A 16,090-nucleotide genomic window follows, 5' to 3' on the forward strand; every position below is an offset into this window, starting at 1 on the left:
TAAGTCAAAAATAACTTTTAAAAAAAAGGAAAGTCCATCATATGTAATGTGGACTTTCCTTCTAAAATTTCTTTAAAACTTAGGTTAATATCTCATAACCTGTTTGAGTAACAAGTATGGTATGTTCCCATTGAGATGACAACGAGCCATCTGTTGTAACCGCCGTCCAATCATCATCAAGTACTCTTGTATCTGGACTCCCGATATTAATCATAGGCTCAATAGTAAACGTCATATTAGGTAATAATATTGTACCCTCACCTTTTTTACCTATATGAGCTACAAATGGTTCTTCATGGAATTCTAGTCCAACACCATGACCACCATAATCATAAACTACAGAATAGCCAAGACTTTCTGCATGTTGCTGAATAGCATTTCCAATGTCCCCAAGCGTATTAAATGGTTTCACTTGTTCTATGCCAAGATCTAGACATTCCTTTGATACACGAACCAAATCTACTGATGCTTTTGAACCCTCTCCTATTATATACATTCTACTAGCATCACCGTAATATCCGTCTAATATGCAAGATACATCTACGTTAACTATATCGCCATCTTTTAGAACAGTTTCACATGGTATACCATGACATATTACATCATTTATTGATGTACATACACTCTTGGGGAATCCACCGTAGCCTAATGGTGCTGGGTATGCATTATGCTCTACCGTATATTCATGTACCCAAGTATTAATTTCCTCTGTAGTTACTCCCACTTTTATTCTCTCACTAACAATATCTAGTACATCATGAGTTAGTTTACAACTTTTTCTTATACCTTCTATTTGTTCCTGCGTTTTCATGATATCTCTAGGTATTGTATACCCAACTTTCTCCTCTATGTTGCTTATAAATACGTCTTGATCCATATGACATTTTTTATATTTTTTGCCACTTCCACACCAACACACATCATTTCGTGATAGTTTATTCATTTCATTTCCTCCCAGCTAAAATTATTCTAACCATCAATATTAACTACAAATTAGTTATAAGGCATCTTAGACTTGTTATTTTTTATTATGCTAAGTATATGCTTATCTTTAAGCAACCTTAAATTATCAAGGCTATATGCTTTATTGATGATTTAATCTTTTATTACAGTTACTATTATACCTCTTCTTTACAATTCTTGTGCACTAATTAATAAATATTAGTGTAGTATTAGCTCACAATAGTGTAAAATGTATTATTATACATATACATTTTGTAACAATTTATTTGTGCTAGAATAAATTTTATATTAATATTCATTAAAAATCCATTAAAGTGACTTAATTTTTTATATTTAGGATGTGATATAATTATGAGACTTTTACCAATTGAATTTGCAAAACCAGGAGATTTTTTGGCTAAAACTATATTTGATAATGATGGAAGAATTCTATTAAGAGAAGGCGTTGCACTAACAGATTTTTACTTGACAAGTATAAGGCGTTTACAAATTTTCTCTATATACATTAGTGATGAATACAACGAAGCTGAAATTGAAGATGTAATAAAACCTGAGTTACGTCAACATGCTATTAAAGCTATAAAAGAGGCTTTTTATAGCTTTGAGAAATATAGTTTATATTCTACTAATACTAACATTGATGAAAAAAAAGTTTCAAAAGAAAAACGAACCTATTTCGACTCTATAGGAAATATTGCCAAAGAAATAATTGACGAGATAATAAGTAAAAAAAATGTAATGATTAACCTAGTAGATATTAAAAGTATGGATAATTACACTTATCAGCATAGTGTAAACGTAGCCGTGCTTTCTCTAGTATTAGGAGTTCAATTACAATTAAATCAAAATGAACTTTATACCTTATGTATAGGCGCATTACTACATGACATAGGCAAAACTCTTATTCCAAAACAAATAATTTTAAAACCCGGTCCCTTAACTGATGAAGAATATAAAACTATAAAAGAACATACCACAAAAGGTTACGATTTTCTAAAAGGATGTTTGGAAATATCTGCTCCTGCTAGAATTGTTGCTCTTCAACACCATGAAAAAATAAACGGGTGCGGATATCCAGATAACATAAAAAATAAATCAATAAATAAATTTGCTAGAATTGTTGCTATTGCAGATGTGTATGATGCACTTACGTCCGATAGGCCCTATAGCAAAGCCATGTGCCCTAATGATGCTGTGGAATATATTTTTTCTCATGGTGATACTCAGTTTGATTACGAAATGGTTAAAGTATTTTCTAAGGCAGTTGTTCCTTATCCCCCTGGAACCCTGGTCAAATTAAGCACTGGTGACATCGGTGTAGTTATGGCTGTATTTCCTAACTTTGCTTTAAGACCACAAGTTAAAATTATAAAGAAAGGAAAAAATTCTAATTCTAATGAAGTCGGCACAACTGTTTCTCTCATTTCACAATTAGATATTGTAATTAAAAATATTGAGTTTGCCGTTTAACATTTGCGGTAACCCAATATATTTTTTTAACTACCTATTTTCTATATGTTATTTATTATATAATCCTTTTTAAGATACTGGTATTTATTAGAACTTGCATTAACTACTAAATTATTATTAGCTATTTCTGCAGCTTCTTCTATATTCTTAGCCTTAAACATTATAGTTCCACCATTTCTATTATACATTCCCCCACATATTAAATATTTAGAAGAACGATTAATCTTATCGGTACTTGAAGCATAAGTTATTGCTAAACTGTCATTACCCTCTCTTGAATAATTTATTTTAACCAATAAATCCTTTGTTTCCATTTGTTTTACCCCCAGTCCAATAATCTACTTCTGAAATGTCGTTAAAACTATTATAAGATGAAATAATTATATATTTATAAATACTTTAAAAGTATTTTGTCTTATTATGTTATGTATATATTGTAACGAACATTTGTTCGTTAGTCAATAGGTTTTATATGTTTTATTTTCATAATAAATATATATGTTTTGCTTGTAATTTTTATTACAAGCAAACTTAATACATAAAATTTTAAACACTTAAAATATTAAGGATAATAAAAAAATAAAAGCCTAGGATATATCTATACCCTAAGCCTGTACCCAGTTCCCCAAACAGTTTCAATATATTGAGGCTGAGATGTAAATTTTTCTATTTTTTCCCTTACTCTTCCGATATGTACTGTTACAGTGGCAGTATCTGATAAAGCATCATATCCCCATATTTTCTCAAATAATTCAACTTTACTAAATACCCTATTAGGGTTTTCTGCTAAATAAAGTAATAAATCAAACTCCTTTTGAGCTAAACTTATTTCAATACCATTTACGAATACCTGCCTACAATCCTTTCTTATTTCTAGTCCCCTTATTATAATAGTGCTACTTTTCACGACAGAGTTAAATTTATTCTTTATTCGCTCGTAATTTCGAATATGTGATTTAACTCTAGCAACTAATTCACTTGGGTTAAATGGCTTTGTAATATAGTCATCAGCACCAAGACTGAGCCCTTTTATTTTGTCAATATCATCTTTTTTCGCAGATACCATTAAAACTGGGATTTCCTTCTCCTCTTGAATACTGCGCAAAATAGTAAATCCATCAATTTTAGGAAGCATAACATCAAGAATTAACAAATCAAATTCCTCTGTTTTCAGAGCATTTAATCCAGCTACCCCATCATTACATATTTTAACTTCAAACCCTTCAATCTCTAAATAGTCTTTTTGAAGCCTAGCAATACTTATATCATCTTCTACAATTAAAATTTTTTTCATAATACTCCTTTATTTGATACTTTCCCAAATGACATCAAAATACTTGTACCTTCATTTTCATGACTCACAGCCCATATTGTGCCACCGTGTCCCTCTACAATTTGTTTTGCAATTGCAAGTCCAAGTCCACTTCCATTTGCTTCACTTCTCGCTGCATCTGCTCTGTAAAATCTATCAAAAATTTTATTTACATCATTTTCATCAATACCAGAACCATTATCCCTTATTTCAATTATAATGCTAGAATTAGTTTCTCTAAGAATAATTGTAATTTTACCTTGCTCTTTATCCATATATTTACGAGAATTATCAATAATATTTAGTATCACTCTCATTAATCTTTCTCTATCAATCTTAACGTATTTTAAACCATCTAAATTGTTTTCCAAACAAATTTCTATGTTCGACTTTTCAAGCTCCGGTGCACTTTCATGAATACAGTATTTAAAGTAATCCATAATATCTGTGTTTTCAAAATTAAAAGGTAATTGACTGAGATCTAACTTGGAATATAAAAGCAAATCATTAATCATAATATCCATCTGCGTAGCCTTTGAATAAATGGTCTTTAAATATCGATCTGCCTTTTCAGGAGTATTAGCAACCCCATCCAAAATACCATTAACATAACCTTTTATTGATGTTATAGGTGTTTTAAGATCATGTGATATACTAGAAACGAGCATTGTCCTATTCTCGTCATACTTCATTTTGAGGCGGATAGAATCTTTAAGTTGTATTCTCATCTTTTCAAAATCAGCGCATAACTTCTTAATTTCTTGATCTCCAACTTCAATAATTTCTAGATTTAAATCACCCTTACTAATTTCTCCTACAGCTATACTTAAAAGTGATAAGGGCTTTATTATCCTTTTAGACAGTAGAAAGGACATATATATGTTGAGTGCTATAAATGATATAAGGAATATTGCAACTATAAATATAATAAATTCTTCTAGAATGCTTGAATACCTAAATACTGGAGCAAGTAATATGACATTACCTCTGTTACCATCACTAAAACTAATTGGAGCTACTTCTACCATGTAAGATGTAGCATCAATTTCTACTAATTTTTTTTTAAATTTAGTATTAGCTTCTACTAAACATTTCTCTATGTCAATTTTATTTACGTCCTTTGAAGTGAAAATAATAGTATTGTTTTTAAGTATTATGATTTCTCCATTTATGGTTGATAACTTTTGATGTAAATATTGTTGATATTTTATATCCTCTATATTATAAGAACTTTGATTACGTACAATATTGCTAGTATCAGCTAATTGGGTCTTTATGAATATGAACTTTTTAAAATTACCATAACCTACGTCCTTTTTAAAAATGGTTGAAGAGATAAAAATAAATAAGACCGCAGCTACTATTGTAATTACAAAAGGAACTATCACAGTTACAGTGTTAGAAAAAATCAATCGTTTTTTTATATTCATTTTTCACCTCAAAATGTCTTTAAAATTCCTTTTTGTCAAAAATATAATATCCTGCTGTAAAAAATATTATACCATAACTAATCATCATCATAAATTGAAGAAAGATTTTTAAAATAGGTACGGTATCCATAGTAAATAGCGTATACCAGTTCATCATTGATGTAATGAATATACCCGAATATCTGTAAAATACTACTCCTAATCCTTTAAACATAACAAAAACAAAAATAGACAGAAAAAACACGCCTATACCACTTTTAATTATATTTGCAAAAAATGCAATTATTATTGATAATATCACCATAGGAATCAGGGTTACAATATATGAAACTAGAATTTTAATAACGCTACTAAATGTAGCTGAATTTGAATTAAAAAGACAACCAGCAATTATTGAAAAAATCATTATAAATAAAAGATTCGCTATGATAAATAACATAATTGCAATTAACTTTGATGCATAAAATTTGAACCGTGAGATGGGTCTTGTTAGTACAATTTTCATAGTGTTCTGTGAAAACTCCCCTGAGAAACTCTCAATTGTAACAAGAGCAGTAAATAAAGGTAATATTGTATTTACAACTACTGAGAGAACCAGTATAGGAAATTCCATGCTGGAAACTCCGCGTAGTCCAAACCCAGATCTCAAAACCACCATAGATAACTGTCCAAGAATAATTACAATAATTGATATGATTACTGCGACAATAATTTTTTTTCTTTTATATAATTTCTCAATCTCATTTATTAAAGCAGCTTTAAATTCTACCATTTCGCTCTACCTCACTAACAAAATAATTTTCAAGTGTTGAATAATTTTTTAATATATTCTTCATAGTATCAACATTAAGCATTTTCCCATTGTATAACACACCAATATGAGTACAAGTAAGTTCAACATCGTGAATAAGATGACTTGATATAAAAAATGTTGTATTTTCCTTTTCTGCAAGGTCCTTCACTATATTTCTCATAGCAATCATACCCTCAACATCAAGTCCATTTAAAGGTTCATCTAATATAATTACCTCTGGCCTTGCTAAAATGGCTGCTGCAATTCCTAGTCTTTGTTTCATTCCAAGCGAGAATTTTCTAGGTTTCTCATTTCTGTATTTGAGAATACCTGTTAGCTCTAAAACCTCATCAATTCTCTGATCATCAACATCCTTATAATATCTTGAGACTTGCCTTAGGTTCTCATAAGCTGTTAGGTATGAATAGGTTTCTGCTGTTTCTATAATGCACCCGACTTTTTTCATTACTTGTTCATAATCCTCTAGTATACTATGTCCTAAGATTTTCACATCCCCACTGTCTGGTCTTATAAGTCCAGTCATAATTTTCATAGCAGTAGTTTTCCCAGCACCATTAGGTCCTAGAAATCCAAAAATCTCCCCTTTATGTATATCAAGATTTATATCTGTTATCCCTCTTCCATTTTTATATACCTTGGAAAGGTTTTTAATCTCAATTACTTTCTCCATTTATTTCCCCCCAAATACACCTTCATATACTGAAATTAGTTCTCCAGTCAATTCATAAAAGGAGACTCCACTAATATATACATTTTGTCCTAGAGTCTCCTATTATAATAAGCATAAATTTATATATTATTAGTTGAATGTTTTACTGAACATATCATCCGTAATTTTTTCTCCATTTATAGCTCCATTTATGCTAAATCCTATTTCTGCTGATTGTTGGTTAATATATATCCTTCCTTCGGTCTTTTTATTTGAAGAATCAGTACTACTAAAAGTACCATTATATTTATTATTTTTATCACTAAATTTAGCACTAAACTTAAAGTCTTTTTTGTCAGTTACATATTCTTCATATCCCTTTACATACTGTTCATAATATCTTCCACTAATACTATTATCGTCTACTGCATTAATATCTATAAACTGTTCACCTATTTTTTCAAATTTTGCTCCCTTATCTAATAAAATATCCGTTTTATATTTCCCTATATATTTGCCGGGATTGGTTAATTTAGTACTATCTATGTCTACATTCTTCACTACTTTCTTACCCGTTAAATCAGGTCTACTAACTTTAGTTGCGTTAACATCCGTCATTTTTGCTAGTAACTCAAAGGTTAACTTATGTTCTACGCCTTTTGCATCTTTACCAGAAATTAACCCAGTGCCAAGAACAGTTTGAATAAGTCCATCCTTAGTTGTTACCATATTTCCTTTAACTTCTTTTACAAATACATCACTTGTTATTTTAGCTACACTACTCTCATTATTAGAGTTATTAAATCTATTACCAAATACATTCTTAGATTCAAGAGATACAACTGCATTAATAATGGATGGTATTTGCGCCTCACTTAAAGAACCGGATAAAGTCTTACTACCATCTGCATTTTGCTTAACCACAACTGCATCTTTTAGGTTACCAACGACAGCATCTGCAATTTTTTCCATATCATCCGCTCCCTCGTCTTTAAACGGATTGCTTGAAGATATCGCATCACTAGGTTTTGTGGCATCAGTTATATAATAAATTTTTTGTTCATCACTTTTATTTATATAACCATTTTTATCGGAGTAATTATAACCCTCAGTTTTTTTCAAGCCATCAAGTCTTGTTGTTACAGTTTCTTTAGCTCCCTTTGATACATCAACTTTACTAAGAGAATCGTCAGAATAAACTACCTTACCATTGTCCTTTATAATAATTGACATATCTCCCGTATAGCTTGTTAATTTAGTTGTAGCACTTTCTGCTGTATATTTAAGCGAATCCTTAAGCTCATCATATCCACTTTTAGTTAATACTTGGGCCATAGCAGTAGTTGCAAACATTACACTACCTAGAGCAAAACTTACAATTACAGCTGTTTTCTTATTTAACTTCATTTTATTTAATCTCCTCTTTGTTATAAATTTGCTTTTTAACATGAAAGCCTTTCATAATTCTATTTTAATGTACATGTCTCTACTTTCTATAAACAAATTATAAACAAATTATAAACTCTATTCATTTAATTTTTACCCATTTTTATTGCCTTCTCCGTGCAACTCTCCATAGCTGAAATTACAGTACCTCTAAAATTATTCTTTTCTAATGTGTAAACTGCCTCTATAGTAGTTCCACCTGGTGAACATACATCATCTTTAAGTTTACCTGGATGTTCACCAGTCTCAAGTACCATTTTAGCAGCGCCTAGTACTGCCTGTGCTGCCATTTTATAAGCTTTGCCTCTTGGCATTCCTTGAAGTACTGCACCATCTCCTAGGGCTTCAATAAACATATACACATAAGCCGGAGATGAACCACTAACCGACGGAACCACGTCAATAAGTTTTTCCTCTAATATTTCTACCTTTCCAAAGCTTTCAAATATTTTTAATACATCTTGTAATTCATCATGAGTTATATTTATATTTGAACAAAGAGCACTCATCCCCTCAGAAACAAGCGCTGGAGTATTAGGCATAGTTCTTATAATTTTTGCTTTCTCCCCTAATAAATTACTCATACGATCTAAAGTTATTCCTGCTGCAATAGTTACTATAACCACAGCCTTCTTTAAATATGGTTTTATTTCCTCAATTACATCAATGTATTTATAAGGCTTTACAGCAAGTATTACTATATTAGAAAACTTTGCAACTTCTATGTTATCATTTGTTACTATAATATTATGTTCTTCTTTTACCTTACTTAAATTTTTATCCGATGGATTACTTGCTATTATATTTTCGCTAGGGACTAAATTTGATTTAACTATTCCACTTATCATAGCTCTTGCCATATTCCCACAGCCTATAAATCCTATTGTTTTATCCATACCAATAACTCCTCCAATGTAAATTTATTTAATAATAGTATTATATCATTGGAAGTAACATTATATATTATAATAATATATAATTTGGTTATACTAATATTGAAATGTTTAATATTAAGAGTAATGGATTAATAATTATTGTGTGCTCTTAAAATATAAGGAGGCTCTTTATATGTCACATAAAGACAACAAAAACAGTAAAGACAATAAAAAAGCTAGTCAAAAAACGAAAAAAGAATTAGATAAAATGAGAATGGAAACTGCTAATGAAATAGGTGTTTCTAAAGAATCTAAAAAATTAGGAAAAGAAACAAAATAATTTTTAAATATCCCTAAAGCAAAAGGAAGATGCCCTATTACATCTTCCTTTTACTATATTATAATGATCTTATATTAATATATGATGTGTTATTATAATTGCGATTTATTACTATTAAAATATCATATCTTTTATCTTTCATTCGCTATAAAAAATATTCCTAACATCTCTGGTCCTACATGTGACCCTACTGCCGTACCAACATAATTTAAAATAACATCCTTAACATTTCCATTTTCTCTAAGTAATAATTCTAAAGCTAATGCATCTTGAAGGCAATCTCCATGACTTATTGCAATAACTTGCTTAATGCTTGGATCTGACTTTTCCTTAAACTTTTGTACTAAAGTACTTATTGCTTTTTTTCTTCCCCTACACTTAGAGAATGGTATAAGCCTACCTTCGTTGTCAACAAATAAAACAGGTTTTATATTTAGTAATGTACCAACAGCTGCTGCAGAACTAGATATCCTTCCACCTCTTTTTAAATGATTTAAATCATTAACCGTAAACCAATGATTTATTCTCAGTTTATTCTCCTCAAGCCATCTAACTATCTCTCCTGTAGATTTTCCACTCTTCAACATTTCATATGCATAATATGTTAAAAGTCCCTGTCCCAGGCTTGCACATTTACTATCTACTATTCTTATATCAGCATCCGGAAAATCTTCAAGTATAGTTTCTCTTGCTATATTTGCGCTATTAATAGTTCCAGTTAACGCAGAAGACAATGCAATATATATTATAGACTTTTTTAGTAAAACATACTTTTTAAATACATCTAAATATATTTGGCTATTAATTTGTGATGTACTAGGCGTTTCCCCCTGCCTTAAAGCATCATAAAAATCTTTGCGGATAAATTTCTCTCCAAAATCATCTTCTATTGCTTCACCTTTAAAGTTACAAATCAACCCTAATGGTATTATATTATCCTGTTTGATATATTCTAATGGTAAATCGCATCCTGAATCTATTACTAGAATTATTTCACTATGTGTTTTACTCATAAATTAAATCCCCTTTGCCATACTTTAAATATTATTTTTACTTTTTATTCTATATATACACCTCTATACAAAAAAAGAAAAGCAAATATACTTTTCCTAGATTAATTGAAGTGAAAATTACTAATTATTCTACTACCTTACCAATCTTTCTAAACTTATAATATCTCTTGGTAAGAAGGGATTCTATTGATTCACATTTTAATCTACCAATTGCTTCCTCTAAATTGCGTTTAATACTAATTGACATCTCATCTATATTAGTATGTGCTCCGCCTAGAGGTTCTTTTATAATTCTATCTATTATTTCGTAATTTATCAAATCCTGAGCTGTTATTTTCATGGCACTCGCTGCTTCACCCGCAAGACTTGCATCTTTATATAATATACTAGCAAAACCTTCTGGTGATAAAATAGAGTAAATTGCATGTTCGAGCATCCAAACTTCATCCGCTACAGCCATTGCTAAAGCTCCACCACTTCCACCTTCACCAATGACTATTGAAATTATTGGTGTTTTTAAAGTTGACATATACATAAGATTTCTAGCTATTGCTTCACCTTGACCTCTTTCTTCTGCACCTAATCCACAATATGCCCCCGGAGTATCAACAAAACAAATAACAGGTCTTTTAAATTTTTCTGCCTGTTTCATAAGTCTTAAAGCTTTTCTATATCCTTCAGGATTTGGCATACCAAAATTTCTCTTTATATTTTCCTTTGTGTTATTTCCCTTTTGCTGCGCTATAACAGTTACAGGTATACCATTAAACTCTGCGATTCCACCCACAATTGAAGCATCGTCTCCATAATACCTATCGCCATGTAACTCAATAAATGAATCAAAAATTTTATTTATATAATCAAGAGCAGTCGGACGTTCCACTAGCCTTGCAATACTTACTTTATCCCAAGCAGTTAAATTTTTATAGGCTTCCTTTTGCATATTATAGAGCTTTATTTCCATCTGTCTTATCTCTTTATCTAAATCCATATTTTGATCTTTTGCTAAATTTTTTAGCTCATCTATTTTACTTTTAAGTTCATACATGTTCTTTTCAAAAGGTAAAGTTACCATAAAATTTCACTCCTTATGTATTACTTTTGTCTTTCTGTCGGTGCTATAAATGAAGTTTCAATATCTGCGCTAAAGTTTCCTTCATAACTTTTCTATCCACTATTTTGTCTATAAAACCCTTCTCAAGCAAAAATTCGGCCCTTTGAAACCCCTCAGGCAATTGCTGCTTTAATGTCTGCTCTATAACTCTTTTTCCTGCGAAACCTATTAGTGCATTAGGCTCTGCAAGGATTATATCTCCAAGAGTTGCGAAACTTGCTGTAACTCCACCTGTGGTTGGGTCTGTAAGAACAGTTATATAAAGGTTACCGCTTTCATTATGTCTTGCAATAGCAGCACTTGTTTTAGCCATTTGCATTAGAGAAAATATACCCTCCTGCATCCTAGCTCCCCCTGAGGCTGTAAATATAATAATTGGTTTTTTGCTCTCTGTTGCTTTTTCAATAACCCTCGTAATTTTCTCTCCAACTACAGAGCCCATACTTCCCATCATAAAATTACTATCCATCACCGCAATTAGCGTATCTTGCCCGTTTATCTTTCCTTCTCCGGTTATTACTGCTTCGTTTAATAAAGTTTTATCACGTATAGTTTGAAGTTTCTCCGTATATCCCTTAAAATCTATAGGGTTACCTGATATCATAAATTCATCATATTCTTTAAAAGTACCTTTATCTATGGTATAATCTATTCTTTCGCGACACCCTATTCTGAAATGGGTTCTACAATTATCACAGGTCATTATGCTACTCTCCAAATCCTTTTTATAAAGAATTTTACCACAGGTTTCGCATTTAACCCACATTCCTGAAGGGATATTAGGTTTTTTATCGCCATCTTCATTTTCTAAATTTTTAACCTCAATATATTTACTCTTTTTAAATATACGTTTAAACTCAAACATATAACTACCCCTTTCTAAAAATATACCCACTTCAATTTATAGCATATATAATAAATACTACTATCATAGTATAAAACTTTTAAGTAATAAATTCCAGTATACATTCAGCTACTTTAAATATTTTTAAATTCTTTACTAATAAAACCAGTATCAAATTTACCTTTTATAAAACCTTTATTATTTACTATCTTAAATTGGAAGTCTATATTAGTATCGACTCCTTCTATTATAAATTCACCAAGCGCTCTTCTCATTTTACAGATTGCTTCATCTCTATCTTTTCCATGAACAATAAGCTTTCCTATCATAGAGTCATAAGTCGGTGGAATTTTATATCCCTGATACGCTGCGCTATCTACCCTTACTCCATATCCGCCAGGAATATGAAGTGATTTAATGACCCCTGGACAAGGCATAAAGTTTTTATTGGGATTTTCTGCATTTATTCTACATTCAATAGCATGACCAATGATTTTTATATCATCTTGTTTGTATGGAAGCACTTGACCTGCTGCAATTATTATTTGTGCTTTAACCAAATCTATCCCAGTAATCATTTCTGTTATTGGGTGCTCCACTTGTATACGCGTATTCATTTCCATGAAATAGTATTTACCATATTTATCAAGCAAAAATTCTATAGTTCCCGCGTTTTTATAATTAATAGATTTAGCTGCTTTAATTGCAACCTCGCCCATCTGTTTTCTAAGTTCCTGCGTCATTCCGGCTCCGGGGGCCTCTTCTATTACCTTTTGATTACGTCTTTGAATAGAACAATCTCGCTCATTAAGATGAATCACATTTCCATGCTCATCTGCGAGTATTTGAAACTCTATATGTCTTGGTTCTTCTATAAATTTTTCCATATACATTGTTCCATCGCCAAAATTAGTTTCCGCCTCGGTTTTCGCAGTATTAAATGCGGATGCGAGATCTTCTACTTTGCTAACAACTCTTATACCTCGTCCTCCACCTCCTGCTGAAGCCTTTATCATTACAGGGTATCCTATTTTCTCAGCTGATTCTAAAGCATCTGTTTCAGAGGCAATCTCTCCATCTGATCCAGGAACAACAGGCACTCCGGCTTTTATCATAATTTCTCTTGCCTTTAATTTGTTGCCCATGTTATCAATATTTTGTGAATTAGGGCCTATATATTTTATATTACATTCCTCACACATTTGTGCAAACTTACTATTTTCAGATAAAAATCCATAACCAGGATGGATCGCCTCAGCACCTGTAAGAACTGTAGCACTTAATATATTTTGCATATTTAGATAACTATCCTTAGATTTAGCAGGTCCAATACATATAGCCTCATCTGCCATTTGGGTATGAAGAGCTTCCTTATCAACCTCGGAATATACTGCAACAGTTTGGATACCCATTTCATTACATGCCCTAATTATTCTTACCGCTATCTCGCCTCTATTAGCAATTAATATCTTCTTAAACATATTGTTTACCTTCCCCATACTTAAAATTATTTACTAAAGTGTTTAAATTTTTTAAATACCTACCGCAAACGTAATTTCAGCTTGTGCCGCCTTTACTCCATTTACTGTCGCTATTCCAAGACCTATTCCAACAGGTCCCTTCATTTTAATTATCTCTACCTCAAGCTTAAGTACATCTCCTGGAACAACTTTTCTCTTGAATTTTGCTTTGTTAATACCACCAAAATAAGCGATTTTACCTTTATACTCTTCCATACTTAAAAGAGCGACTGCCCCAACTTGTGCAAGAGCCTCAATAATAATTACTCCGGGAAGTATAGGCTCCTCCGGGAAATGACCTTGGAAAAAGTACTCATTCATAGTAATATTCTTATACCCAACTGCTCTTTTTCCTGGTTCTAATTCCTCTATTTTATCTACAAATAAAAATGGGTATCTATGAGGAATAATTTTTTGAATTTGTTTTACATCTAAAGTAATACCTTTTATAGCTTCTATATTTTCCATGTTAATCCTCCACCTCCTGCATTATTAGATCAATAGATAAATGTCGATTTTAAGTTATCCTTTATGCACTAGTTCTTTATTATTTTAAATAATGGTTGACCGTACTCTACCATATCTTCATTAGAAACTAGTACTTCTAAAACTTCTCCGTCTACTTCACTTTCAATTTCATTCATAAGCTTCATAGCTTCTAATATACAAAGTGTATCTCCCACTTTAACAATAGATCCAACTTTCACAAAATTCTTTGATTCAGCGCTTGGAGAAGTATACATAGTTCCAACAATAGGTGATTTAACTATAAATATGTTTTCATCGGGTATTGTATTCACTATATTTTTAGAAACCTCATCTTCTGTTTTTTCTGCATGCACTTCTTGCATTTCTATATTTTTCCCAGTCAATGGTTCATGAACAGCTGCCTCTATATGTGTAACATTTTCAGGAATTCTTTCTACTACTACCTGTGCTTCTTTTTTCTCCATCTTTATCCTAATACCCTCTGTCTCAATTTCAAAACAAGTGATTTGTGAATCACTAACAGTTTTTATTAAATCTTGAATATTTTTATAATCCATAGTTATCTACCATCCCATTTTTTTAATAATATAGTAGCATCATGACCACCAAATCCAAAAGAATTAGACATTGCATATTTAAGCTGCTGTTTTCGGCCTATGTTTGGAACAATATCTAAATCACAATCTTCATCCGGTACTTTATACCCTATAGTTGCTGGAACAAACCCTTCTTCTAATGCTTTTACACATACTATAGCCTCTATTGCTCCTGATGCTCCAAGAAGGTGTCCTGTCATAGACTTTGTTGAACTCATAGGTATCTTATAAGCATATTCGCCAAAAACAGATTTAACGGCTATTGTTTCAAATTTATCATTATATGGAGTACTTGTTCCATGTGCATTAATGTAAGATACTTCTTGTGGCTTAATATTACCATCTTTAAGTGCCATTACCATTGATCTTGCAGCTCCTTCTCCATCAGGTGCTGGTGAAGTTATGTGGTATGCATCACAAGTTGATCCATAACCATTAACCTCTGCATATATTTTAGCATTTCTCTTTTGAGCATGCTCTAAAGATTCAAGTATAACTATACCTGCACCATCTCCCATAATAAAACCATTTCTCTCTTTATCAAAAGGAATCGATGCTCTTAAAGGATCCTCACTTTTGCTTAAAGCTGTTAACTGTATAAAACCCGCTAAAGCAAGTGGACTTATAGACGCTTCTGATCCTCCAGCTATTATTATATCTGCTCTACCATCTTGAATTAAATGAAAAGCATCTCCGATTGCATTGGTTCCTGTAGCACAAGCAGTAACTACACTATAACACATACCTTTAGCGCCATACTTTATTGCTATATTTCCAGCTGCCATGTTGCCGATTATCATAGGTATTAGGTAAGGTGTAACTTTACCCGGTCCCTTTTCCATAAGCTTTGCATGTTCTCTCTCAATTGTACTGATTCCACCAATACCGGAACCAACTATTACCCCTATTTTTTCACTGTCCTCGTTTTCTAAATCTAGTCCAGAGTTTTCAACTGCTTCTTTCGCTGCAACCATTGCATATTGACAATACATATCCATTTTTCTAGCTTCTCTAATGCCAAGCGCTACAGTTACATCAAAATCTTTAACCTCTGCAGCCAGTTTACATTTAAAATCCGTAACATCAAAAGACTTAATTACATCTACGCCGCAAGTTCCTTTTTTTATATTATCCCAAAAACTATTTACATCATTTCCTATAGGAGTAACTGCTCCCATACCTGTTATAACGACTCTATTTTTCATAAAGTAAATC

At 31.5% G+C, this 16,090-nt stretch carries 17 protein-coding genes; 2 read left to right on the top strand and 15 right to left on the bottom strand.

Annotated features, from left to right (window positions below; all coding sequences use genetic code 11):
* Positions 1 to 79: 79 nt before the first annotated feature.
* Positions 80 to 943, bottom strand: coding sequence for a methionyl aminopeptidase (locus A7L45_RS21890; RefSeq protein ID WP_071614731.1), 864 nt, complete (start codon positions 941 to 943; stop codon positions 80 to 82).
* 371 nt (positions 944 to 1,314) lie between these two features.
* Between A7L45_RS21890 and A7L45_RS21895 the strand changes: the two genes are divergently transcribed.
* A complete protein-coding gene (locus A7L45_RS21895; RefSeq protein ID WP_071614732.1) occupies positions 1,315 to 2,433 on the top strand; it encodes an HD-GYP domain-containing protein in 1,119 nt (372 codons plus the stop codon).
* Between the two features lie 41 nt (positions 2,434 to 2,474).
* Here A7L45_RS21895 and A7L45_RS21900 read toward each other — a convergent pair whose 3' ends face one another.
* The 7 genes from A7L45_RS21900 to proC all read right to left on the bottom strand — a co-directional run bounded on the left by A7L45_RS21900 (position 2,475) and on the right by proC (position 8,980).
* Entirely contained in the window at positions 2,475 to 2,747 is a 273-nt protein-coding gene (locus A7L45_RS21900) for a hypothetical protein (RefSeq protein WP_071614733.1), read from the bottom strand.
* A 284-nt stretch (positions 2,748 to 3,031) separates the two neighbouring features.
* Positions 3,032 to 3,727, bottom strand: a complete 696-nt coding sequence (locus A7L45_RS21905) for a response regulator transcription factor (protein WP_071614734.1) — start codon at positions 3,725 to 3,727, stop codon at positions 3,032 to 3,034.
* Positions 3,724 to 5,175, bottom strand: coding sequence for a sensor histidine kinase (locus A7L45_RS21910; RefSeq protein WP_071614735.1), 1,452 nt, complete (start codon positions 5,173 to 5,175; stop codon positions 3,724 to 3,726). The genes A7L45_RS21905 and A7L45_RS21910 overlap by 4 nt, the downstream gene beginning before the upstream one ends.
* 19 nt (positions 5,176 to 5,194) lie before the next feature.
* Positions 5,195 to 5,947 (bottom strand): ABC transporter permease, encoded by a 753-nt coding sequence (locus tag A7L45_RS21915; protein WP_071614736.1) that lies wholly within the window; start codon positions 5,945 to 5,947, stop codon positions 5,195 to 5,197.
* Positions 5,934 to 6,659 (bottom strand): ABC transporter ATP-binding protein, encoded by a 726-nt coding sequence (locus A7L45_RS21920; protein ID WP_071614737.1) that lies wholly within the window; start codon positions 6,657 to 6,659, stop codon positions 5,934 to 5,936. The genes A7L45_RS21915 and A7L45_RS21920 overlap by 14 nt, the downstream gene beginning before the upstream one ends.
* 129 nt (positions 6,660 to 6,788) lie before the next feature.
* Complete coding sequence (locus tag A7L45_RS21925) at positions 6,789 to 8,045, bottom strand: hypothetical protein (protein WP_071614738.1); 1,257 nt, start codon at positions 8,043 to 8,045, stop codon at positions 6,789 to 6,791.
* Positions 8,046 to 8,170: 125 nt separating this feature from the next.
* Positions 8,171 to 8,980 (bottom strand): pyrroline-5-carboxylate reductase, encoded by an 810-nt coding sequence (proC, locus tag A7L45_RS21930; protein WP_071614739.1) that lies wholly within the window; start codon positions 8,978 to 8,980, stop codon positions 8,171 to 8,173.
* Positions 8,981 to 9,152: 172 nt separating this feature from the next.
* Between proC and A7L45_RS21935 the strand changes: the two genes are divergently transcribed.
* Positions 9,153 to 9,299: a small, acid-soluble spore protein, alpha/beta type gene (locus tag A7L45_RS21935; RefSeq protein ID WP_071614740.1), complete on the top strand. Its 147-nt coding sequence runs from the start codon at positions 9,153 to 9,155 to the stop codon at positions 9,297 to 9,299.
* A 131-nt stretch (positions 9,300 to 9,430) separates the two neighbouring features.
* Here A7L45_RS21935 and A7L45_RS21940 read toward each other — a convergent pair whose 3' ends face one another.
* From A7L45_RS21940 to fabF, 7 genes are all read right to left on the bottom strand, one after another.
* The gene (locus A7L45_RS21940) at positions 9,431 to 10,312 is read right to left on the bottom strand and encodes a DegV family protein (RefSeq protein ID WP_071614741.1); all 882 of its coding nucleotides are present in this window, start codon (positions 10,310 to 10,312) and stop codon (positions 9,431 to 9,433) included.
* A gap of 124 nt (positions 10,313 to 10,436) precedes the next feature.
* The gene (locus tag A7L45_RS21945; RefSeq protein WP_071614742.1) at positions 10,437 to 11,387 is read right to left on the bottom strand and encodes an acetyl-CoA carboxylase carboxyltransferase subunit alpha; all 951 of its coding nucleotides are present in this window, start codon (positions 11,385 to 11,387) and stop codon (positions 10,437 to 10,439) included.
* A 43-nt stretch (positions 11,388 to 11,430) separates the two neighbouring features.
* Positions 11,431 to 12,291, bottom strand: coding sequence for an acetyl-CoA carboxylase, carboxyltransferase subunit beta (gene accD / locus A7L45_RS21950; RefSeq protein ID WP_071612846.1), 861 nt, complete (start codon positions 12,289 to 12,291; stop codon positions 11,431 to 11,433).
* A gap of 113 nt (positions 12,292 to 12,404) precedes the next feature.
* Positions 12,405 to 13,751: an acetyl-CoA carboxylase biotin carboxylase subunit gene (locus A7L45_RS21955; protein ID WP_071614743.1), complete on the bottom strand. Its 1,347-nt coding sequence runs from the start codon at positions 13,749 to 13,751 to the stop codon at positions 12,405 to 12,407.
* 51 nt (positions 13,752 to 13,802) lie between these two features.
* The gene (gene fabZ, locus A7L45_RS21960; RefSeq protein WP_071614744.1) at positions 13,803 to 14,258 is read right to left on the bottom strand and encodes a 3-hydroxyacyl-ACP dehydratase FabZ; all 456 of its coding nucleotides are present in this window, start codon (positions 14,256 to 14,258) and stop codon (positions 13,803 to 13,805) included.
* Between the two features lie 68 nt (positions 14,259 to 14,326).
* A complete protein-coding gene (gene accB, locus A7L45_RS21965; RefSeq protein ID WP_071614745.1) occupies positions 14,327 to 14,836 on the bottom strand; it encodes an acetyl-CoA carboxylase biotin carboxyl carrier protein in 510 nt (169 codons plus the stop codon).
* Between the two features lie 2 nt (positions 14,837 to 14,838).
* Positions 14,839 to 16,080: a beta-ketoacyl-ACP synthase II gene (gene fabF / locus A7L45_RS21970; RefSeq protein ID WP_071614746.1), complete on the bottom strand. Its 1,242-nt coding sequence runs from the start codon at positions 16,078 to 16,080 to the stop codon at positions 14,839 to 14,841.
* Positions 16,081 to 16,090: the final 10 nt, after the last annotated feature.

The organism is Clostridium estertheticum subsp. estertheticum, from assembly GCF_001877035.1.
Lineage (GTDB): Bacteria > Bacillota > Clostridia > Clostridiales > Clostridiaceae > Clostridium_AD > Clostridium_AD estertheticum.